This window comes from Buchnera sp. (in: enterobacteria) (assembly GCF_056343165.1).
The window spans coordinates 99,570-121,282 of the sequence record NZ_JBWHTS010000001.1 but is presented as its reverse complement, the minus strand read 5'-3'; the positions used below and the strand labels follow the sequence as shown (position 1 = coordinate 121,282).

At 27.5% G+C, this 21,713-nt stretch carries 19 protein-coding genes and 1 tRNA gene; 4 read left to right on the top strand and 16 right to left on the bottom strand.

Features of this window, described 5'->3' with window-relative positions:
• Positions 1 to 14: 14 nt before the first annotated feature.
• The 3 genes from efp to ACTP5B_RS00680 form a co-directional block, all read right to left on the bottom strand.
• A complete protein-coding gene (efp, locus tag ACTP5B_RS00690; RefSeq protein ID WP_464829118.1) occupies positions 15 to 584 on the bottom strand; it encodes an elongation factor P in 570 nt (189 codons plus the stop codon).
• A 728-nt stretch (positions 585 to 1,312) separates the two neighbouring features.
• Positions 1,313 to 2,959 (bottom strand): chaperonin GroEL, encoded by a 1,647-nt coding sequence (gene groL / locus ACTP5B_RS00685; protein ID WP_464829116.1) that lies wholly within the window; start codon positions 2,957 to 2,959, stop codon positions 1,313 to 1,315.
• Positions 2,960 to 3,019: 60 nt separating this feature from the next.
• Positions 3,020 to 3,310 carry a co-chaperone GroES gene (locus ACTP5B_RS00680; protein WP_464829114.1) on the bottom strand — a complete coding sequence of 97 codons (291 nt, stop codon included), beginning with the start codon at positions 3,308 to 3,310 and terminating at the stop codon, positions 3,020 to 3,022.
• Positions 3,311 to 3,587: 277 nt separating this feature from the next.
• Between ACTP5B_RS00680 and ACTP5B_RS00675 the strand changes: the two genes are divergently transcribed.
• Positions 3,588 to 3,660 (top strand) — tRNA-Phe (locus ACTP5B_RS00675).
• A 9-nt stretch (positions 3,661 to 3,669) separates the two neighbouring features.
• Here the strand turns inward: ACTP5B_RS00675 and mnmE are convergent.
• The 4 genes from mnmE to rpmH form a co-directional block, all read right to left on the bottom strand.
• The gene (mnmE, locus tag ACTP5B_RS00670) at positions 3,670 to 5,031 is read right to left on the bottom strand and encodes a tRNA uridine-5-carboxymethylaminomethyl(34) synthesis GTPase MnmE (protein ID WP_464829113.1); all 1,362 of its coding nucleotides are present in this window, start codon (positions 5,029 to 5,031) and stop codon (positions 3,670 to 3,672) included.
• 73 nt (positions 5,032 to 5,104) lie between these two features.
• Positions 5,105 to 6,703 carry a membrane protein insertase YidC gene (gene yidC, locus ACTP5B_RS00665; protein WP_464829112.1) on the bottom strand — a complete coding sequence of 533 codons (1,599 nt, stop codon included), beginning with the start codon at positions 6,701 to 6,703 and terminating at the stop codon, positions 5,105 to 5,107.
• 187 nt (positions 6,704 to 6,890) lie between these two features.
• Positions 6,891 to 7,238 (bottom strand): ribonuclease P protein component, encoded by a 348-nt coding sequence (gene rnpA, locus ACTP5B_RS00660; RefSeq protein ID WP_464829110.1) that lies wholly within the window; start codon positions 7,236 to 7,238, stop codon positions 6,891 to 6,893.
• 12 nt (positions 7,239 to 7,250) lie between these two features.
• Positions 7,251 to 7,394 (bottom strand): 50S ribosomal protein L34, encoded by a 144-nt coding sequence (gene rpmH, locus ACTP5B_RS00655; RefSeq protein WP_464829108.1) that lies wholly within the window; start codon positions 7,392 to 7,394, stop codon positions 7,251 to 7,253.
• A 462-nt stretch (positions 7,395 to 7,856) separates the two neighbouring features.
• On the opposite strand from rpmH, the gene dnaA reads away from it, so the two are divergent.
• From dnaA to gyrB, 3 genes are all read left to right on the top strand, one after another.
• Positions 7,857 to 9,221 carry a chromosomal replication initiator protein DnaA gene (dnaA, locus tag ACTP5B_RS00650; RefSeq protein ID WP_464829106.1) on the top strand — a complete coding sequence of 455 codons (1,365 nt, stop codon included), beginning with the start codon at positions 7,857 to 7,859 and terminating at the stop codon, positions 9,219 to 9,221.
• Between the two features lie 6 nt (positions 9,222 to 9,227).
• Entirely contained in the window at positions 9,228 to 10,328 is a 1,101-nt protein-coding gene (dnaN, locus tag ACTP5B_RS00645) for a DNA polymerase III subunit beta (protein ID WP_464829104.1), read from the top strand.
• Between the two features lie 125 nt (positions 10,329 to 10,453).
• Positions 10,454 to 12,865 carry a DNA topoisomerase (ATP-hydrolyzing) subunit B gene (gyrB, locus tag ACTP5B_RS00640; RefSeq protein WP_464829102.1) on the top strand — a complete coding sequence of 804 codons (2,412 nt, stop codon included), beginning with the start codon at positions 10,454 to 10,456 and terminating at the stop codon, positions 12,863 to 12,865.
• 71 nt (positions 12,866 to 12,936) lie between these two features.
• Here gyrB and ACTP5B_RS00635 read toward each other — a convergent pair whose 3' ends face one another.
• The 9 genes from ACTP5B_RS00635 to mnmG form a co-directional block, all read right to left on the bottom strand.
• Positions 12,937 to 13,353, bottom strand: coding sequence for a F0F1 ATP synthase subunit epsilon (locus ACTP5B_RS00635; RefSeq protein WP_464829100.1), 417 nt, complete (start codon positions 13,351 to 13,353; stop codon positions 12,937 to 12,939).
• 26 nt (positions 13,354 to 13,379) lie between these two features.
• Entirely contained in the window at positions 13,380 to 14,777 is a 1,398-nt protein-coding gene (gene atpD / locus ACTP5B_RS00630; RefSeq protein ID WP_464829099.1) for a F0F1 ATP synthase subunit beta, read from the bottom strand.
• A gap of 24 nt (positions 14,778 to 14,801) precedes the next feature.
• Positions 14,802 to 15,674, bottom strand: a complete 873-nt coding sequence (gene atpG / locus ACTP5B_RS00625; protein ID WP_464829097.1) for a F0F1 ATP synthase subunit gamma — start codon at positions 15,672 to 15,674, stop codon at positions 14,802 to 14,804.
• A gap of 33 nt (positions 15,675 to 15,707) precedes the next feature.
• Positions 15,708 to 17,246 (bottom strand): F0F1 ATP synthase subunit alpha, encoded by a 1,539-nt coding sequence (gene atpA, locus ACTP5B_RS00620; RefSeq protein WP_464829095.1) that lies wholly within the window; start codon positions 17,244 to 17,246, stop codon positions 15,708 to 15,710.
• 14 nt (positions 17,247 to 17,260) lie between these two features.
• Complete coding sequence (locus ACTP5B_RS00615) at positions 17,261 to 17,794, bottom strand: F0F1 ATP synthase subunit delta (protein ID WP_464829093.1); 534 nt, start codon at positions 17,792 to 17,794, stop codon at positions 17,261 to 17,263.
• Complete coding sequence (locus ACTP5B_RS00610; RefSeq protein ID WP_464829091.1) at positions 17,794 to 18,279, bottom strand: F0F1 ATP synthase subunit B; 486 nt, start codon at positions 18,277 to 18,279, stop codon at positions 17,794 to 17,796. The genes ACTP5B_RS00615 and ACTP5B_RS00610 overlap by 1 nt, the downstream gene beginning before the upstream one ends.
• 143 nt (positions 18,280 to 18,422) lie before the next feature.
• Complete coding sequence (atpE, locus tag ACTP5B_RS00605) at positions 18,423 to 18,662, bottom strand: F0F1 ATP synthase subunit C (RefSeq protein WP_464829089.1); 240 nt, start codon at positions 18,660 to 18,662, stop codon at positions 18,423 to 18,425.
• 38 nt (positions 18,663 to 18,700) lie between these two features.
• Positions 18,701 to 19,525, bottom strand: a complete 825-nt coding sequence (gene atpB, locus ACTP5B_RS00600) for a F0F1 ATP synthase subunit A (protein ID WP_464829088.1) — start codon at positions 19,523 to 19,525, stop codon at positions 18,701 to 18,703.
• A gap of 180 nt (positions 19,526 to 19,705) precedes the next feature.
• Positions 19,706 to 21,592: a tRNA uridine-5-carboxymethylaminomethyl(34) synthesis enzyme MnmG gene (gene mnmG / locus ACTP5B_RS00595; protein ID WP_464829086.1), complete on the bottom strand. Its 1,887-nt coding sequence runs from the start codon at positions 21,590 to 21,592 to the stop codon at positions 19,706 to 19,708.
• Positions 21,593 to 21,713: the final 121 nt, after the last annotated feature.

Below are 21,713 nucleotides of genomic sequence, written 5' to 3'. Positions count from 1 at the left end.
TAATACAAATTTTTTTATTTTAATCTAGATACATATTCACCAGATCTGGTATCTACTTTAATTAATGAGCCAACTTGGATAAACAAGGGAACTTTGACAATAGCACCTGTACTTAATGTAGCTAATTTAGTACTACTAGTATTAATAGTATCACCTTTAAGAGTTGCTTGCACATCTACAACTAAAAGATTTACAAAATTATTTAATGTAATTGAAATTGGTTGATTATTCCATAGAGTTATAGTACACGTATCTTGCTCCGATAACCATTTTTTGTAAGTACCGATAATTTTTTTTTCTACTGATAATTCCTCAAAAGTGTTGTTATTTATAAAATACCAAAAATAACCATCGTTATATAAATAACAAAGTGTATATTCTGTAATATCAGCTATCTCTAAAGAGTCTGTAGATTTGAATGTTTTTTCTATAAGTTGTTTTGTTAACAACTTTCGTAATTTTACACGCACAAAAGACTGACCTTTTCCAGGCTTAACAAATTCACTAGATTCTATTAAACACGGTTCATTTTCAAAAATAATCTTGCAACCGGAACGAAAATTGTTAGCGTGATAAACTCTCATATATAAACCTCTATTTTTATAAGAGATAATCAATTATATAAAATTGTTATTTTACAGTAATTAAAAAATTTGTAATCTAAATAAAAAAATTTTATTTTTTATACTATATTTTTTAAAAAAACATGAAACATGTAAAATTTTTATAAAATATAAATTAAAGAATTTTTTAATTTTTGATCTTTGATAATTTATTATCAGTCATTAAAAATAAAAAATACATTTTTTCATCTAAAAAATGTATTAAAAAAATTAAATTTAAAATTTTTTTCTATTAAATTTAATTATGTGATAAATGGTAGATCCAAATTTTAAGAAATTTTTTCACGTTTGAAATAAATAAACTAATATAGCTTGCATGTAAAAAAGTCAAAAATTAAATCCAATAATTTTTAAATAAAAATCGGACATTAGAATAATAAATTATTTTAAATACTAAATTGTGTCAAATACTTAAACTTTTATATCTGATAAAATACATAGAAAAATGAAAAAATAAATATTAATTTCAATATTGATTTATTAAGTTTTAATAATTAAAACATAATTTTATTTAAAATTACTTGTAATAAATACACATTTAAATTTATAAGACTAATATTTTAATTAATAATAAATCAATTTTATTATAAAATTTTAAGAAAATAATAAGAAATTTCCTCAGAATAATTATTCTGAGGAAACATATTTTAAAATTAATTTAAAAATTTCATGCTTAGAATAATATCTTATTACATCATTCCGCCCATACCACCCATTCCTCCTGCAGGAGAAGAACTGGCATCAGAAGATTTATCTTCTTTTGGTAAATCAGTTACCATACATTCTGTTGTTATCATTAAACCAGCAACAGAAGCAGCATATTGTAAAGCAGAACGTGTAACTTTAGTAGGGTCTAAAATTCCAAAATCTATCATGTCACCATATTCATCAGTGGCAGCATTATAACCATAATTACCTTTCCCATCTTTTACGTTATTAGTAACTACAGATGGCTCCTCACCAGAATTAGACACGATTTGACGTAACGGAGCTTCCATGGCGCGTAAAGCAACGCGAATACCTACATTTTGATCTTCATTTTGACCACGTAGATTAGATATTTTTCCTGCTACACGTACTAATGCAACACCACCGCCAGCAACTACACCTTCTTCTACTGCTGCACGAGTAGCATGTAATGCATCTTCAACACGAGCTTTCTTTTCCTTCATTTCTACTTCTGTAGCTGCACCTACTTTAAGTACTGCAACTCCTCCTGATAATTTAGCTAAACGCTCATTTAATTTTTCTTTATCATAGTCAGAAGTGGCTTCTTGAATTTCTTGACGAATTTGACTGATACGACTTTGAATTGAGTGTTTTTCTCCTACACCACCAATTATAGTTGTAGTATCTTTACTAATAACAACACGTTTTGCTTGTCCTAAATCTTCTAAAGTAGACTTTTCTAATTCCATAGCTAATTCTTCGGAAATGACGACACCACCAGTAAGAATTGAAATATCTTGTAACATTGCTTTTCGGCGATCACCAAATCCAGGCGCTTTCACAGCAGCTACTTTTACAATTCCTCTCATGGAATTTACTACTAAAGTAGCTAAAGCTTCACCTTCTAGATCTTCCGAAATAATTAATAATGGTTTTCCTGATTTTGCAACAGATTCTAATATTGGCAACATTTCACGAACATTAGATATTTTTTTATCAACCATTAAAATGTATGGATTTTCTAGTTCAACAATACCCGTTTCTGGTTTATTGATAAAATATGGCGATAAATAACCTCGATCAAATTGCATTCCTTTAACAACTTCAAGTTCATCTTGTAGACCAGTTCCTTCTTCTACTGTAATTACTCCATCATTACCAACTTTTTCCATTGCTTCAGCAATTAAAGAACCCACTTTCTCATCTGCATTTGCAGAAATAGTGCCAACTTGTGTTATTGCTTTAGAATCAGAACATGGTACAGATAAGTTTTTTAACTCTTCTACAGCACTAATAACAGCTTTGTCGATTCCACGTTTTAGATCCATTGGATTCATGCCAGCTGCAACTGCTTTTAATCCTTCATTTACTATAGATTGTGCTAATAATGTTGCTGTTGTAGTACCGTCACCGGCTGCATCGTTTGCTTTTGATGCAACCTCTTTTACCATTTGAGCTCCCATATTTTCAAATTTATCTTCTAATTCGATTTCACGGGCTACTGATACACCATCTTTAGTAATACTAGGAGCACCAAAAGATTTGTCTAGAACAACATTTCTACCTTTTGGACCTAAAGTTACTTTAACTGCATCTGCTAAAACATTAACGCCACGAAGCATTTTAATTCGAGCTTCGTTTCCAAATTTTACATCTTTAGCGGCCATTTGACATTCCCTTAAATAAATTTTTTTAGTGGATATAGCATATAGTTTGCTGTTAGTTTACTATTCAACAATTGCTAAAATGTCACTTTCAGTTAAAATTAACAATTCTTCATTATCAATTTTTTCTGTTTTTGCACCATAACCTTCATTAAAAATAACAACGTCACCAACTTTAACATCTAATGGTTTGATTTCCCCATTATCTAAAACACGACCTTTTCCGACAGCAGTTACTGTTCCTCGAGTTGATTTTCCTGCAGCAGAACCTGTTAGTACAATACCACCTGCAGATTTCGATTCAATTTCTTGACGTTTAACAAGTACACGATCATGCAATGGACGAATTTTCATATGATAATGCTCCTGTAAATAATCTTTTTAAACTATTTTAAAAAATTATTTTTTAATTAAATTTAATATATTCTGTTATTTTAAATATAGGGATCTTTATTAAAACTTTCAAGGGTAAAATTACTTTTTTATTATTTTATTCGTGAAATTTTACGCTTGATGAAAATTCAAAATTAATTATTAATCAATATAATATAAAAGATAAACACACACAGTATTATTTTAGTAATAAAAAATATTGACAATGTTTTATATTTGATGATTTAATATAAAAAAAGCCCGGATAGCTCAGTTGGTAGAGCAGGGGACTGAAAATCCCCGTGTCGGTGGTTCAATTCCGCCTCCGGGCATATTAAAATTTATTTTCCGATACAAAAACTAGAAAAAATATGATTTAGTAAATCTTCAGAAGTAAACTCGCCTGTGATTTCACCTAAAAATCTATTTATAACACTTAAAGATTCTGCTAAATATTCAATATTCTCAAGTTTTTTCCAGTTATTTAGTGCGATTGAAAACTCTTTATATGCTAAATCAAGTTGATTGACATGACGACGACGAGCAATAAAAATACTTTCTTTATTTATATTTTTTTCAATTTTTATGATATGTTCACGTAATTTTGTAATACCTTCACCAGTACGTGCTGATATGCTTATAAATGAAAAACCATCTATATTTTCTATACCAAACTTATCGTTTAATAAATCATTTTTATTTAAAACAAAGGTTATTGGAATAGAATCATTAGAAATTTTTCTTATAAATTCATTGCATATTTCCTTTTGTTTTAACTTCCCGATTCTTTTATCAATAACAAACAGAATATGATCAGATTTTCTAATCATTTCCCAAGCACGAATGATTCCAATACGTTCTACTTTATTATTTGTATCACGTAAACCTGCAGTATCAATTAATTCACATGCAATACCATTAATATTGATATTTTCATACAGAAGATCTCGTGTAGTGCCAGGTATATCAGTTACTATAGCTCTATCAGAATACGATAAAATATTTAATAAACTTGATTTACCCGCATTAGGAGGACCGGTAATTACTATTTTCCTTCCTTCTCTTAATAAACTACCTTCTAAAGTTATATTTTTTAATTTTAAGAATTTATCTTGTAATTCTTTAAACTTTATATCAACTATATTTTTAATGCTAATATTAATTTCTTCTTCGGAGAAATCTATATTCGATTCTATGTTAACACGCAATTCAATAATTAAATTCATTAATTCTTTGATAAAAAAAGAAAAGTTTCCTTGTAATGAATTTAATGAAGCACGAACAGATGATTCCGTTTCTGAGTTAATTAAATCATCTATAGATTCTGCTTGAATCAAATCCATCTTTCCATTTAAAAAAGCACGCTCAGAAAATTCACCTGGTTTAGCCATTCTAACGTTATGAATAGATAAAATTCTTTTTATTAACAAATCCATTATCAATGGACTTCCATGTCCTTGCAATTCTAAGACATCTTCACCTGTTAATGAACGAGGAGCAGGAAACCATAAAGATATACCTCTATCTAATACCCTAGAATGTTCATCTAAAAAATTTGAATAAGTAGCAAATCTTTCTAAAGGAACTTTTCCTAAAATTCTCATAGCTACTGTTTTTGCTTGGAAACCAGATATTCTTAATATACCAACAGCACTTTTCCCTGGACAAGTTACTTGAGCAACAATGGTTTCATTATAAATCATAAAATATTTTCTTCATGTCAATCAGATATTAAAAAATTTTAAAAATTAATTACTTAATAGTTAAATGCAAAATTTATCTATTTTTTTCTAACTTAGATAAAATGAACTTTTGTTGTATAATAGTTACTAAATTACTGATTGTATAATATAAAACTAATCCTGAAGGAAACCATAGAAAAAATGCTGTAAAAATTACGGGCATAAAATTCATAATCTTTTTTTGAAGTGGATCAGAAACATGACTAGCAGATGATGTTTTTTGAATAAAAAACATTGTTAGACCCATTATTAAAGGTAATACATAATATGGATCCTGACTGGATAAATCATGAATCCAGAATAAAAAAGGAGCATGACGCAATTCAACAGATCCTATTAGCATATAATACAGAGATAAGAAAATCGGCATTTGAATAAAAATAGGTAAAAATCCACCTAAAGGATTTATTTTCTCTTTTTTATATAAAACTATCATTTCTTGACTAATACGCTGTTTATCATTTGAAAATTTTTCTTTTATCTCCTTGATTTTTGGTTGCAAAGCACGCATTTTTGTCATAGAAATATACTGTGACTTTGTTAAAGGATAAGTTATAGCCTTCATGATAAAAGTAATTAAAACAATCGAAAAACCCCAATTACCTACAATATTATATAATATAGTTAACAATTTAAATAATGGTTGAGATAAAAACCAAAGCCAACCATAATCAACTGTTAAATCTAAATTCGGAGCAACTAATTTCATTTCGTTTTGTATTTCAGGACCAATCCATAACTTTGATTTTATAATAGAACTAGAATTAGGTAAAATATTGATTAAAGGAGACTTGTATCCAATTGCAGCGACATCATGATCTAAATTAGATGTATATATTGTATTTTGACCTGAATTCTGAGGAATCCAAGCAACAGCGAAATATTGTTGTAACATTGCAATCCAACCATTCTCAGTCACAACATGCAAATTTTTGTTTTTGGAAATCAAATCAAACTTATATTTTTCATATTTGTCTTCCGTACTTGAATAAGCTGCACCACGAAAAGTTTGAAGTGCAAAATTACTGCTATAAATATTACGTTTTTCAGGTAATTTTACTGTTTGTTTTATCTGTCCAAACATATTTAATTTTAAAATCTCTTTACTTAAATTACAAATATTATATTCTATTTCGATATCATATCTATTTGGTTTAAGAATAAAAGTTTTTATATAAATAACACCATTTTTATCAACCCATTTTATAGGAACACGTAATTCTTTTTCGTTATCTTTTAAAGAAAAAAAATTTTTATTAGAAGAATATAATGGTCTACTATTATTTCCTGAATTATCAGGACCGTCTTTTCCAATTAATCCACTTTGTGCCTGATAAATAAAATCAGATGTAGTTTCAAGTAATTTAAAAGGTTTAGATGAATACAATTTATCTTTATATGCAAGCAAAGACGCCTCTTCTATATCTCCACCATACATATTAACAATTAAACTGATTACGTTGTTCTTAATAAAAATTTGTTTTTCATTTTTTTTTTCATCAATAAAATGAACCGTTGGAACTATTTTTTCATTTGTTTTTTTATTTAAAAATGATTGATTTTGCCACGCTTGCCAAAGCAAAAAAGAAACAAATAAAAAAGTAAAAATAAAAAAATTACGCTGTACTTCCATAATTAATATTCACTTTTATCTTTAACATGTAAAGGTAAATAATTTTTTTATCTACATTTCAATGATATTACTTGAATTAAACTAGAATCATTAGAATGACATTAAACGAGATAATGTAATTAAAACATATAGAATAAAAAATATTCAATCATGCAAATCTGAAGATATTTTTAGTTGAAAAATAAAATTATCTATAATAATTCAACCATAAACTATTTAGCATATTTATAATTTTTTCATTATTTAGACAAAGAATGTTTTTTTTTGCTATAACCACAAAATCCATTAAAAGCAATTTATATTGCAACAAACGAAAAGTTTCTCGAATTAATCTTTTAATTAAATTTCGATTATGAGCATGTTTAATATTCTTGCGGGGTATACTAAGACCCAATCTAGGATATTCTAAGAAATTAAAACGTCCTAAAATACTTATTTCCAAAGTATTTTTTTTTTTAAAAGGCTTGCTAAAAACATCTTGAAAACTCGCAGAATTAGATAATCTTAATTTTTTTTTAAAAAAATAATTAAACACAATAGTAACCTACTATTTATTAGAAACAGTTAAACGAGTTCTTAATTTAGCACGTCTTCGTGATAAAATATAACGACCATTTTTTGTTGCCATTCGAATTCTAAATCCATGAGAACGATTACGCTTTAATATTGATGGTTGAAAAGTTCGTTTCATTTTAATATTTACCTTACTATTTTTTCGTGGAATATGATTTTTAAGATTTACTTTTACTAAGAGTAATTATTCTAAATGATATAGTCAATTAACTTTATTTAAATCATTAATTATAGAAAAAACATTAATAAATGTATTGCTAATTAAAATGAATTTAATATTGACTTATCTAAAAAAATATTTTTAATTTTGTATTCTGATATGATAACTATATGTTTATTTATAAATTTAATGATACATCTAAAAATCACTCCTTTAGATAAAAAAATATCTCAAAAAAATATATTATATCCTTTTCGTTATACTCACCAATCTTAGATTGTATAGATTTTAATGTAAAAAATATAATTTTATGTAAAAAACTTATATAAAATTAAAATTATATATATCAAAGTAAACGTATAAAAAATAATAACTTTTAAATTTTATTTTTTTATTAATTGTGTCTGATTGGAGTCTACCGTGTCACTTTGTCTTTGGAAACAGTGTCTTGACCGGTTACAGAATGAGCTACCAAATACAGAGTTTAGTATGTGGATATGCTCTCTGAAGGCCAAACTAAACAATAACATTTTAGAAATATATGCTCCAAATAAATTTGTTTTAGATTGGGTCAAAGATAAATATTCAATTCATTTTAAAAAAATACTGCAAGATTTTTGTGGTGCTAATTCTCCATTGATAAAATTTGAAATATATCAAATTTATAAAGAAAAAAAACTCAAAAAAAATATTTCGAAAAATTCTCAAAACAATGATAAGAAATCAATTTGGTCTAAGATCCCATCATTTAAAAATTTATCTTATCGATCTAATATTAACAAAAAACATAATTTTAAAAACTTTATAGAAGGAAAATCAAATCAACTTGCAAGATCTGCAGCATTTCAAGCAGCAAAAAATCTTGGCAATTCATATAATCCATTGTTTTTATATGGTCCAACAGGATTAGGAAAAACACATTTACTTCATGCTATAGGAAATGAAATCTTATCATATAAATATGATATTAAAATTATTTTTATGAACTCTGAACGTTTTGTACAAGATATGGTAAAAGCATTAAAAAATAATTCTATTGAAAAATTTAAATTATATTATCGCTCTTTTGATGCATTATTAATTGACGATATTCAATTTTTTGCACATAAAGAACGTTCACAAGAAGAATTTTTTCATACATTTAATGCTTTACTGGAGGGGAATCAACAAATTATATTAACTTCTGATCGTTATCCCAAAGAAATAAATGGGGTAGAAGATCGTCTGAAGTCAAGATTTAGTTGGGGGCTTACTGTTGCTATAGATCCGCCGGAAATAGAAACTAGAGTTGCTATTCTCATAAAAAAAGCTGATGAAAGTAATATTATATTATCTAATGAAGTAGCTTTTTTTATTGCAAAAAACTTGCGTTCTAATGTACGAGAATTAGAAGGTGCTCTTAATAGAGTTATTGTTGATTCTCGTTTTACACATCGCGCTATTACTATAGATTTTGTTCGTGAGGCACTTCGAGATATACTAAATTTACAAGATAAAATTATTACTATTGATAACATTCAAAAAACAGTTTCAGAATATTATAAAATTAAAGTTGCTGATCTATTATCAAAAAAACGTTCACGTTCAATAGCACGTCCAAGACAAATGGCAATGGCAATGGCAAAAAAATTAACTAATCATAGTCTACCTGAAATTGGAGATGCTTTCAGCGGCAGAGATCATACAACAGTACTGCACGCATGTCGTAAAATTGAACAATTACAAAAAGAAAATCACGATATTAAAAAAGATTTTTCAAATTTAATTAAAACTCTATCAATGTGATCATATATGAAATTTATTATAAATAATAATATTTTAATTAAAAACTTACAAAAAATAAATCGCTTACTTACAAAAAATCATGATTATCCTATTTTAGAAAATATATTAATTACTGTAAAAAATGGAATCTTATCATTAACAGCAACGAATTTAGAAATAGAATTAATTGCTACTATTAAACTATCAATAAAAAATATACCAGGAACCATAACGATTTCAGGTCGAAAACTTTTAGATATTTGTCGAAACTCATTGGATTTATCAAATATAAAAGTACAATTAAAAAAAAATAAACTGCATATTATTTCTGATAATAGCAATTATATACTTAACACTTTACCTGCTGATAATTTTCCTAACCATCATAAATTCAATCATATTTCAGAGTTTTTTATATCTTCAAATATTTTGAAAGAAATGATAGAAAAAACTCAATTTTCTATGGGTAAACAAGATGTACGATATTACCTTAATGGTATGTTATTAGAAAATAGAGATAAATTACTTCATACAGTGGCTACAGATGGATATCGGCTTGGAATTTCAAAAACTCCTTTAAAAGAAAACATAGTTCCTTTCTCAATATTAATTCCAAGAAAAGGAGTTATCGAATTAAATAGATTATTAAATATTCAAAAACAATTAATACGAATTTTAGTTGGGAAAAATAATATTAGAGTATACATAGAAGATCTAGTTTTTACCGCGCAATTGATTGAAGGGCAATATCCTGATTACACAAGTGTCTTGCTTAAAACAAAAAGCAACCGTATTACTTTTAACTGTAAATTATTAAAAAAATCACTATCGCGTGCTGCCATTCTATCACATGAAAAGTTTTGCGGAGTAGAAATACGTATCAGTAATAATCAATTTAAAGTATTATCTGATAATCAAGAAGAGGAAACAGCAGAAGACAAATTTAATATAGATTATACCGGAAATAAAGTAGAAATATCAATTAATGTATATTATATATTAGAAATATTGAATTCCATCAATAGTGAAAATGTTTTTTTATTTTTAAACAATTCTAATAATTCAATTCAAATTGAAGCAGAAAATGATTCGTCAACATTATATGTTGTCATGTTATTAAAACGTTAAAAATTTTTTAAATACACTATATAATATAATGAATAATTTAAAATTATTTGAATTTTTTTTCTTTTAAACGACAAATTACTAATAATTAATTATTATTCAATTTTTTAAAAATAATAGGAAAAGTTATGAAAAATATGTACAACTCTTCTAATATTAAAATTTTAAGAGGATTAGATGCTGTCCGTAAAAGACCAGGGATGTATATTGGTGATACAGATGATGGTAGCGGATTGCATCATATGGTTTTTGAAATAGTAGATAATTCTATAGATGAAGCACTATCAGGTTATTGCAAGGAAATAATAGTAACTATTCATGTAGACAACTCGGTTTCTGTAAAAGACAATGGAAGAGGAATACCTACAGATATTCATCCTGAAGAAAATATTTCAGCTGCAGAAGTAATAATGACAGTATTACATTCTGGAGGTAAATTTGACAATTCTTCATACCAAATATCAGGAGGATTACACGGTGTCGGAATATCAGTTGTCAATGCCTTATCAGAAAAACTAGAATTAATAATTTATAAAAATAAAAAAAAATACCAACAAATATATAGAAATGGTAAACCAGAAAAGCCTCTTTCTATTGTTGGAAAAACTAATCTAACAGGTACATATATAAGATTCTGGCCAAGTTATAAAACATTTACTAATAATATAAAATTTGAATATGAAATTTTATCTAAACGTTTACGCGAACTATCTTTTCTTAATTCAAACATCGCAATTCATTTAGAAGATCATCGAACTAACACTCAAAATTGTTATCAATATAAAGGTGGTATTAAAGCATTTATTAAATTTTTAAATGAAAAAAAAACACCTATCAATTCACGTATTTTTTACTTTCGATCTATCAAAGATCAAATAGAGTTAGAAATTGCAATGCAATGGAATAATTCTCACCGAGAGAATATATTATGCTTTACGAATAATATACCACAAAAAGACGGTGGAACCCATTTAGCTGGATTTCGTTCAGGTATGACACGAACATTAAATCTACATATAGAAAGAGAAGGATACAATAAAAAACAAAAAACTACTATAATAGGTGAAGATGTACGTGAAGGATTAACAGCTATTATATCGATTAAAATACCTAATCCAAAATTTTCATCTCAAACTAAAGATAAACTCGTTTCTTCTGAAGCAAGATCAGTTATAGAATCACTAATTAATGAAAATCTTATTGAATATCTTTTAGAAAACCCTTCTGATTCAAAATCTATTATTCAAAAAATTATTAATGCAGCTAAAATTAGAGAGGCAGCACGAAAATCTAGAGAAATAAACAAAAGAAAGAATCTACTAGATCTAGGTGCTTTACCTGGAAAATTATCTGACTGTCAAGAAAATAATCCCGAATTTTCAGAAATTTATTTAGTAGAAGGTGATTCAGCAGGTGGTTCTGCTAAACAAGGAAGAAATAGAAAAAATCAAGCCATTCTTCCTCTTAAAGGAAAAATATTAAACGTTGAAAAATCAAAATTTGATAAAATGATTCTATCTCAAGAAGTTGCTTCACTTATCACTGCATTAGGATGTGGAATCGGAAAAAATGAATATAATGTAGATAAATTAAGATATCATCATATTATTATCATGACTGATGCCGATGTAGATGGCGCCCATATTCGTACACTGCTTTTAACTTTTTTTTATCGTCAACTACCCGAGTTAATTGAGAAAGGATATATTTATATAGCACAACCACCGTTGTATAAATTAAAAAAAGGAAAAAAAGAAGAATACATTAAAAATGATATAGAAATGAATAAATATCAAATGAAAAATGCTTTAAAAGATATTGTTTTAAAAAGCACAAAAAATATTAATATCAATAATGATGTTAAAGAATTTAAAAAAATCATATCTGAATATAATTTTATCCAAATTGTAATGAATAAAAGTAAATATTATTTTCCAAAACCAGTATGTGAAGAACTAATTTACCATGCCAATTTATCTAGTTTAAAGGATATGCAAACAGTAGAAGATTGGATCAATCAATTAGCAGAAAAACTTAATAAAAAAGACACAAGCAATACTTATTATTCAGCAAAAATCAAAAAAAATTTTGATAAAAATATATTTGAACCAACTATAAAAATTTCTAGATATGCATATCACATGCAATATGATTTTAAAGAAGACTTTTTAAAAAGTAAAGAATACTTATCTATTACTAATTTAGGTCAAAAATTTAAAAAATATATTATAAATAAAGTGCTAATAGAAAAATCCGGATATATATACAAAATAGATAATATAAAAAATACGCTGGAATGGTTAATTAAACAATCTAAACGTGGTATATTGATACAACGATATAAAGGACTAGGAGAAATGAATCCAGAACAACTGTGGAATACAACAATGAATCCTGAAACTAGAAATATGTTTCAAGTAACTATCAAAGATGCAGTCTCTGCTGATCATTTATTTAATACTCTTATGGGCGATGCAGTAGAACCCAGAAGAAAATTTATAGAAAAAAATGCTTTAAAAGCAGAAAACATCGATATTTAGAAAATTTTTTACTCTTAATCTAATATTTAAAAATATTTGCGGCAGGAAAAACCAGCCGCGAAAAAAGTGTTTCATTTAAATTTATCCATCATTTCAAGAACTCTTAACTTTGCAATTTCTTTAGAAATTTGTAATAAAATGTCACTTTTTTTATTTTTAATATCTTGATTCTTAATGTATTCTTCAGCGTTTTTTTTCGTTTTTAAAATACGGCTGCGATCTAAATCAATAGCACGAATAGCAGTATCCGCTAAAATAGATACAATAGAAGGCTGCACTTCTAGTATTCCTCCTGATATATAAATACATTCTTCTTTTTTATCTGCATAATGAGCAAGATATACTATTCCAGGTTTAATGATACTCAACAGTTGAGTATGTCCGGGATAAATACCAAGTTCTCCTTCACTTCCCGATACTCGTATTTTTTTTACAAATCCAGAAAATATACGTTTTTTTACACTGACTACATCTAAATAAAATTTCATAAATACATCCCGTGCATTTTAAAAAACTATAATTTTTTGGATTTTTCTATAACTTCTTCAATAGTACCTACCATATAAAATGCTTGTTCCGGTAAAGAATCAAATTCACCTTCTATAATTCCTTTAAAAGCACGAATATTGTCTTTTAATGAAACATATTTACCTGGAAAACCAGTAAAAACTTCCGCAACAAAAAATGGCTGAGATAAAAATCTTTGTATTTTACGCGCTCTTGACACTAATAATTTATCTTTTTCTGCAAGTTCATCCATACCTAAAATGGCAATGATATCTTTTAGTTCTTGATATCTTTGTAATATTGACTGAACACCTAATGCCGTTTCATAATGCTCATCTCCTACAATATGAGGATCTAATTGACGACTAGTTGAATTTAAAGGATCAATGGCTGGATAAATTCCTAACGATGCTATTTGACGACTTAATGTGACAGTAGAATCTAAATGTGCAAACGTTGTTGCAGGCGAAGGATCTGTTAAATCATCAGCAGGAACATATACAGCTTGAACTGAAGTAATTGAACCTTTTTTTGTTGATGTAATTCTTTCCTGAAGTAAACCCATTTCTTCTGCCAAAGTTGGTTGATAACCTACTGCAGATGGCATTCGACCAAGTAAAGCAGAAACTTCTGTGCCTGCTAATGTATAACGATATATATTATCAATAAATAATAAAACATCTTTTCCTTCATCACGAAATTTTTCTGCAATAGTAAGACCTGTAAAAGCTACTCTTAATCTATTTCCTGGAGGTTCATTCATTTGTCCGTATACAAGAGCAACTTTATCCAAAACTTTAGAATCATTCATTTCATGATAAAAATCATTTCCTTCCCGAGTTCTTTCACCTACTCCAGTAAATACTGAGTAACCTGCATGTTCTACAGCAATATTGCGAATCAATTCCATCATGTTAACTGTTTTACCTACACCTGCACCTCCAAACAAACCAACTTTCCCCCCTTTAGAAAAAGGACAAATTAAATCAATTACTTTTATGCCTGTTTCTAATATTTCCCTAGAGCTAGCTTGTTCTTGATAACTTGGAGGAGAACGATGAATTTCCCAGTATTCAATTTCGGCAGTATTATTACTTTTTAGTGCCCCTTTATTATCTATGGTTTCACCTAATACATTAATTATACGACCTAATGTTGCTTCTCCTACTGGCACTTTTATATAATGTCCAAGATCAGTAACCAATAAACCTCGTTTTAAACCATTAGATGAACCCATAGCGATAGTTCGTACGACACCTGCACCTAATTGTTGTTGAACCTCTAAAATTAGTTTATATTGCTTATTTTTCACTTCTAAGGCGTTGTATATTTTTGGTACTGAATCTTGATTAAACTCTACATCCACTACAGCACCAATAATTTGGATGATTTTTCCAGTAACCATTATTTTCAAACCTCTAACTAATTTTTAATCAATTGAAACTGCTGATGCACCTGCAACAATTTCAGTTAATTCTTGAGTAATATTAGCCTGACGAACCTTGTTATAGACTAATTGTAATTCTTTAATACGATTACTACTATTATCTGTTGCTGTTTTCATAGCAATCATGCGAGCAGCTTGTTCACTCGCTATATTTTCTAAAATACTTTGATATACTTGAGATTCAATATATCGATTAAAAAGAATATCTAAAATTATTTTAGATTCAGGTTCATATAAATAATCCCAATTATGAATACTTATATTTTTGAGTTTTTTTTTGCAAAAAGGAAGTAGCTGAACAATTTTAGGAAGTTGTAACATTTTATTATGAAATTTATTATAGGCAAGAAAGATTTTATCAATCTGTCTTTTTTGATATGCTTTTAATGCAATTGTAACAGAATGAATTAATTCTTCTAATTTAGGATTTTCTCCTAAATTCGTTACTTCTGCAAGAATATTAGTTCCACATAATTTAAATACAGATAAACTTTTTAAACCAAATAATATTAAATCACACGGCACATTTTTTTGAGTAAAATTCTGGATTTTAAATAGTACTTGTTTAAAAAGATTAGTATTTAAGCTTCCGCACAATCCTCTATCAGTAGATACAACGATAATACCAACACGTTTAGTCTGTCTTTCTTCTAAATAACTATGTTTATATTCTAAATTTCCTTGTGCAACATGTTCAATAACTTTTCTGATAATATCAGCATATGGTCGACTAGCTTTCATTCTTTCTTCAGTTTTTCTCATTTTAGAAACTGCTACCATTTCCATGGCTTTAGTAATTTTCTTTGTATTAATGACACTAAAAATTTGATTTCTTATTTCTTTTGTACTAGTCACTTTTTTCTCTTTCAACTTATTAATTATATTTTTTTAAAATTTGTTTTTTTTAAAATCAGTAATTAATTTTATAAATTTATTTTTTATAGAAGTGTTAAAATCACCTGTTTTATTGATTTCATCTATTAATTCAGAATAATAGTTGTTAGCATAAATTAGTATTTCTTGCTCAAACCTAATTATTTTATCTGTAGAAACATCATCAAGAAAATTATTTTCTGCAATAAAAAGTATAAGACCTTGCTCTGCTATAGAAATAGGCGAATATTGTTTTTGTTTTAATAATTCTGTAATCTTTTGACCATGATTTAACTGTTTTCTAGTTGCATCGTCTAAATCAGATGAAAATTGCGAAAATGCCGCAAGTTCTTGATACTGTGCTAATGCTGTCCGAATTCCAGAAGAAAGTTTTTTAATTATTTTAGTTTGAGCCGCGCTTCCTACACGAGAAACAGATATACCAGGATTTACAGCAGGACGGATGCCTGAATTAAATAAACTTGATTCTAAAAAAATCTGACCATCAGTAATAGAAATAACATTAGTAGGAACAAAAGCTGAAACATCTCCAGATTGTGTTTCAATAATAGGTAAAGCTGTAATTGAACCTGTTTTCCCAATAACTTTATTTTTAGTCATCTTCTGCACACAGTCTGCAGAAATTCGAGATGCTCTTTCTAACAAACGAGAATGAAGATAAAAAATATCTCCTGGAAAAGCCTCTCTACCGGGTGGCCTGCGCAATAGTAGAGAAATTTGACGGTAAGCTATTGCATGTTTTGAAAGATCATCATAAATAATCAAAACATCTTCCCCTTGATTTCGGAAAAATTCCGCTATTGCACAACCAGAATATGGTGATAAATATTGCAAAGATGCTGCTTCTGAAGCAGAAGCTACTACTACAATTGTATTAAATAAAGAATCATTTTCTTCTAATTTTTTAACAACGTTAATAATTGTAGAAAGTTTTTGTCCGATAGCAACATAAACACATTTAATACCTGAATTTTTCTGATTAATAATCGTATCTATTGCAAGTGCGGTTTTACCGGTTTGTCTATCACCGATAATCAACTCACGTTGTCCTCGACCAATAGGAATCATTGCATCAATAACTTTGTAACCTGTTTGTATTGGCTGATTAATTGATTCTCGGTCAATGACTCCAGGTGCATCTGCCTCTACTGGACAATAACTATCATTTTTTATAGAGTTTTTTCCATCTATAGGAGAGCCTAATGCATTCACCACTCGACCTAAAAAATTATAACCAACTGGGACTTCCAATATTTTTCCTGTACATCTTACTTTAGTCCCCTCAGTTATATGAACATAGGGACCCATAACTACGGCTCCAATTGTATCTCTTTCTATATTTAAAGCAATTGCATATTCATTATTAGGCAATAAAATCATTTCCCCTAACATAACATTAGAAAGACCATTAATTCTTATAATCCCATCACTTACAGAAATAATAGAGCCTTCGTTATATGATTGATTAAAAACTTCAAATTGAGCTATTCTTTCTTTAATTAATTTACTGATTTCTGTAGAATTTAATCTCATATATTATTATTCTCTTAAAAATTTAAAGAATCAGATAACTGTTTAAGATAATTTTGAATAGATAAGTCTAAAACAGTATCATTCACCTTTAAAATTATACCATCAAGTATGTTGGGATCAACTTTACATATAAATTTAGCTTTTCTTAAAAAGAATTTTTCTAATATTTTTCGTATTTTGCTAATTTGTTTTTCTTTTAAAGAGAATGCAGATCTCAATTCAATAATTATAATTTTCTTGTAATAAGATTCCAATCTTAAAAATTTTTGCAATATATCATCTAATATTTTAAAACGTTGGTTTTCAGCTAAAAGTTTTATTAAATTTTTTGCATTTTCATTCACTATATCCGCGCTGATGGTAATAAATACTGATGATAAATATTTAGGCGAAAGTGAACCTGATAAAAAATTTCGAACTTTTTTATAAGAAGCAATCATTTTAATAAAAATTAAAATATTTTTCCATTCTTCAATTGTATTATTTTGAATGGCAGTTTCAAAAATTGCTTGAGCATAAGGTCTAGAAATAGTATCTGATACTGACATTAATGTTTTACCTGTGATAAAGAAATAACCAATTGATCTAATAAATTTTGATTGTCATCTTTAGAGATATTTTTTTTAATGATTTTCTCTGCTATAGAAATAGACAGATCTACTATTTCTTTATGCAAATTTTCACGTGCACGTATAATAGAAATTTCAATTTCCGACTGAGCGTCTAAAAGAATTTTTTTACTCTCTTTTAAAGCATTTTTTCTCGCTTCTTCTAAAATTAATACTCTTTCTTTATTTGCTTCATTTAAAATATCAGATGCTTTTGCTTTAGCTATGATGATATTTTGATCCATTTTTTCCTTAATAATAGATAATTCATCTCGAGCTTTTTTTGCATTAAATAATGATTCTTTAATCTCTTTTTGTCTAGTTTCAATTGCTGAAATAATTGGAGGCCAAATATATTTCATACAGAACCAGACAAATAAAATAAATGAAATAGCTTGTCCAAGAATTGTCGCATTAAGATTCACAATAATGCACCTTTTACTTTTATGTAAAATAAAATTAATCTTTACGCTATCTAAAAAAACGTAAAGATTTCATTATATAGTTAGTAATCTAAAATGTAGTAGTCTACTATCTATATTTTTTACAAAAAACACAATAAAAAAGTTTATGAAATAGCAAACAACATGTATAAACCTAAACCCACTGCAATCATTGGAATGGCATCAACTAACCCCATAACAACAAAAAACTGTGTTCTTAACAAAGGAACTAAATCAGGTTGTCTAGCAGCTCCTTCTAAAAATTTACTACCTAAAATTCCAATACCGATTGCTGCTCCAATTGATGCTAATCCAACCATTATAGATACTGCTATATAAAGCATGTCAACATTTAAATTTTCCATCAAAAACTCCCAATTTTTAATAAAATATACAATAAGTTTTAATTTTTATGAGATTCAGAAGCCATTGATAAATAGACAATAGTTAATACCATAAAAATAAAAGCCTGTAATGAGATTATTAAAATATGAAAAATAGCCCATGGTACATTTAAAAAAAATTGTGACCACCATGGAAGTAAACCTGCAATTAAAATAAAAATCATTTCTCCTGCATACATGTTTCCAAACAATCGCAATCCTAAAGAAATTGGTTTAGAAAGCAGTGACACAAATTCTAGTATAAAATTAAAAATAAAAAATACAGGATGGTTAAAAGGTTGTAAAGTGAGTTCTTTGAAAAAACCTATGTATCCTTTCATTTTAATAGTATAAAACAAAATCAAAATAAACACACCAAGTGACATAGACAAAGTGATATTAATATCAGCAGAAGGTACAATTCGCATAGCTGGCAATTCGAATACTTTTTCAGAAAAAAACGGGAAAAAATCAATTGGAACTAAATCCATTAGATTCATTAAAAAAACCCAAACAAAAATTGTTAATGAAAGAGGTGCAATAAGAGAATTTTTACCTTGATACATACTCTTTACGTTCGAATGCACAAATTCAAAAATTAATTCAATCGCAGTCTGTAACTTACTGGGTACACTTTTAGTAAAATTTTTCCCTATAATATAAAAAACGCTTAAAAAAAAACTACCTAGTATAAGAGAAAAAATTATTGAATCAATATTTAAAGTCCAATAATAAGAAGAAAAAGTCCCTGGTTTAATAATTTTAAAATCACGTAAATCTACCTGCAAATGATTTAAATGATGACTAATATATTTTTGAGGATCAGATATCTTTTCTAAAATCATAGATTTTTCTCATTTTTTATAATTTTAAAAAAGATTATACAATAAAAAAAATACATTCAGCAAACAGTTACTATGAAAGTATAGTATTGAATTAAAAAATTATCATGTATTTCATTCAAATGAACTAAAATCAAATTTTAATATTTAAAAGACAAAAAAATTAATTTTAAAAAAATAGATTTAGAAAAAATACTTATAAGATTCTTTTTTTAAATAAACTAATAAAATTGATATAGCAGCAGGTGTAATACCAGAAATTCGTGATGCTTGACCAATAGAAACAGGTTTATAATCATTTAATTTTTTAGCAACTTCAGAAGATAAACCTTTTATTTTATTGTAATCACAAGTGGGCGATAAAAAAGTATTTTCATTTTTTAACTGTCGTTTAATTTCTTCTGATTGTCTCTTAATATAACCTTCATATTTAATTTCATTTTCTACCTGTTCTATAGCTTCTAAATCAGAAATACCTGTTCCAAATACTCCTAAACACTGCAAATTTTTATATCTAACTTCTGGTTGTTTTAATAATTCAATCATATTTTTTTCTTTAATCAAACTAACATCACATAATTCCTTTAAAGTATTAGCGTCAGATGACAAGGGAATTATGTTAATATTTTTTAAGCGATTCATTTCTGTTTTAATATTTAAGACTTTTTCATTATAACGGATCCATCTCGAATTACTTATTAAACCAAATTTTCGACCAATTTCAGTTAACCGTAAATCAGCATTATCTTCTCTTAATATCAATCGATATTCAGCACGTGAAGTAAACATTCGATATGGTTCTTTTGTACCTTGAGTAGTAAGATCATCAATTAAAACACCAAGATAAGCTTGATCGCGTCTAGGAAACCAACCTTTAGAATTCATTGAATGTAAAGCTGCATTCAAACCAGCTAATAATCCTTGCGAAGCAGCTTCCTCATATCCAGTAGTACCATTAATTTGACCGGCAAAAAACAATCCTTTAATTAACTTGCTTTCTAAAGTCAAATTTAGATCTTTAGGATCAAAAAAATCATATTCAATAGCATATCCAGGACTTATAATTTTAGCATTCTCTAAACCTTTTATAGAAGTCACTATTTTTTCTTGAATCGCTAATGGAAGACTAGTTGAAATACCATTAGGATATATTTTAACACTAGACAAACCTTCAGGCTCTAAAAATATTTGATGTGATTTTCTATCAGGAAAACGTACAATTTTATCTTCAATAGAAGGACAATATCGAGGTCCTAAACCTTTTAAAAAACCTGTATATATGGGACTCTGATGCAAATTTTTACGTATTATCTCATGCGTTTTTTCATTAGTATGTGTAAGATAGCATGATATTTGTTTAGGATGATTTGAAACATCCCCCATAAACGAAAAAACTGGGAGAGGCACATCGCTTTTTTGAATAAACAAATCATGAAAATTAATACTATTAATATCAATTCGAGGTGGTGTTCCTGTCTTTAATCTATTAACTCTTAAAGATAATTCTCTTAAACGAACAGATAAATCGATAGAAGATTTACCTCCTATTCTACCGGCAGAATAACTATTTAATCCTATGTGTATTTTACCACCTAAAAAAGTACCTGTTGCTAATACAACTGATCTTGAATGAAAACTACTATCATTTTGTGTCAATACACCAATAACAGCATAATTTTTAAAAATTAAATCTTTAACTTCTTCTTCTAAAATTAATAAATTTTGTTGTTTTTTTAATATTCGTTTCACGGTTTTATGATAAAGAAATCTATCCGCTTGAGCTCTGGTAGATCTTACAGCAGGACCTTTGCTAGAATTTAATATTCTAAATTGAATACCCGCATAATCAATAGCCTCTGCCATTATCCCACCTAATGCATCTATTTCTTTTACTAAATGACTTTTCCCAATTCCACCAATTGCTGGATTACATGATAAAACACCTAAGTCTGTAATTTTTTGAGTTAATAATAATGTTTTACAACCCATTCTTGCAGAAGCTGTAGCTGCTTCAGTTCCAGCATGTCCTGCTCCAATAACAATGACATCAAATTTTTTTAAACTCAACATATTAAAAAACCTTTTTCTAAATCTAAAATGTTAAATAGTATTAATATTTCATTTAAGATAACACATCTTAATATTAAAATTAAGATTTTAAAAGAAAGATCTTTTTTCTCTTCTTAAAGAT

What these genes read in the sequence shown, in the direction of transcription:
- efp (WP_464829118.1), bottom strand. Translation starts at nt 584, where the DNA reads ATGAGAGTTTATCACGCTAACAATTTTCGTTCCGGTTGCAAGATTATT.
- groL (WP_464829116.1), bottom strand. Translation starts at nt 2,959, where the DNA reads ATGGCCGCTAAAGATGTAAAATTTGGAAACGAAGCTCGAATTAAAATG.
- ACTP5B_RS00680 (WP_464829114.1), bottom strand. Translation starts at nt 3,310, where the DNA reads ATGAAAATTCGTCCATTGCATGATCGTGTACTTGTTAAACGTCAAGAA.
- mnmE (WP_464829113.1), bottom strand. Translation starts at nt 5,031, where the DNA reads ATGATTTATAATGAAACCATTGTTGCTCAAGTAACTTGTCCAGGGAAA.
- yidC (WP_464829112.1), bottom strand. Translation starts at nt 6,703, where the DNA reads ATGGAAGTACAGCGTAATTTTTTTATTTTTACTTTTTTATTTGTTTCT.
- rpmH (WP_464829108.1), bottom strand. Translation starts at nt 7,394, where the DNA reads ATGAAACGAACTTTTCAACCATCAATATTAAAGCGTAATCGTTCTCAT.
- dnaN (WP_464829104.1), top strand. Translation starts at nt 9,228, where the DNA reads ATGAAATTTATTATAAATAATAATATTTTAATTAAAAACTTACAAAAA.
- gyrB (WP_464829102.1), top strand. Translation starts at nt 10,454, where the DNA reads ATGAAAAATATGTACAACTCTTCTAATATTAAAATTTTAAGAGGATTA.
- ACTP5B_RS00635 (WP_464829100.1), bottom strand. Translation starts at nt 13,353, where the DNA reads ATGAAATTTTATTTAGATGTAGTCAGTGTAAAAAAACGTATATTTTCT.
- atpD (WP_464829099.1), bottom strand. Translation starts at nt 14,777, where the DNA reads ATGGTTACTGGAAAAATCATCCAAATTATTGGTGCTGTAGTGGATGTA.
- atpA (WP_464829095.1), bottom strand. Translation starts at nt 17,246, where the DNA reads ATGAGATTAAATTCTACAGAAATCAGTAAATTAATTAAAGAAAGAATA.
- ACTP5B_RS00615 (WP_464829093.1), bottom strand. Translation starts at nt 17,794, where the DNA reads ATGTCAGTATCAGATACTATTTCTAGACCTTATGCTCAAGCAATTTTT.
- atpE (WP_464829089.1), bottom strand. Translation starts at nt 18,662, where the DNA reads ATGGAAAATTTAAATGTTGACATGCTTTATATAGCAGTATCTATAATG.
- atpB (WP_464829088.1), bottom strand. Translation starts at nt 19,525, where the DNA reads ATGATTTTAGAAAAGATATCTGATCCTCAAAAATATATTAGTCATCAT.
- mnmG (WP_464829086.1), bottom strand. Translation starts at nt 21,592, where the DNA reads ATGTTGAGTTTAAAAAAATTTGATGTCATTGTTATTGGAGCAGGACAT.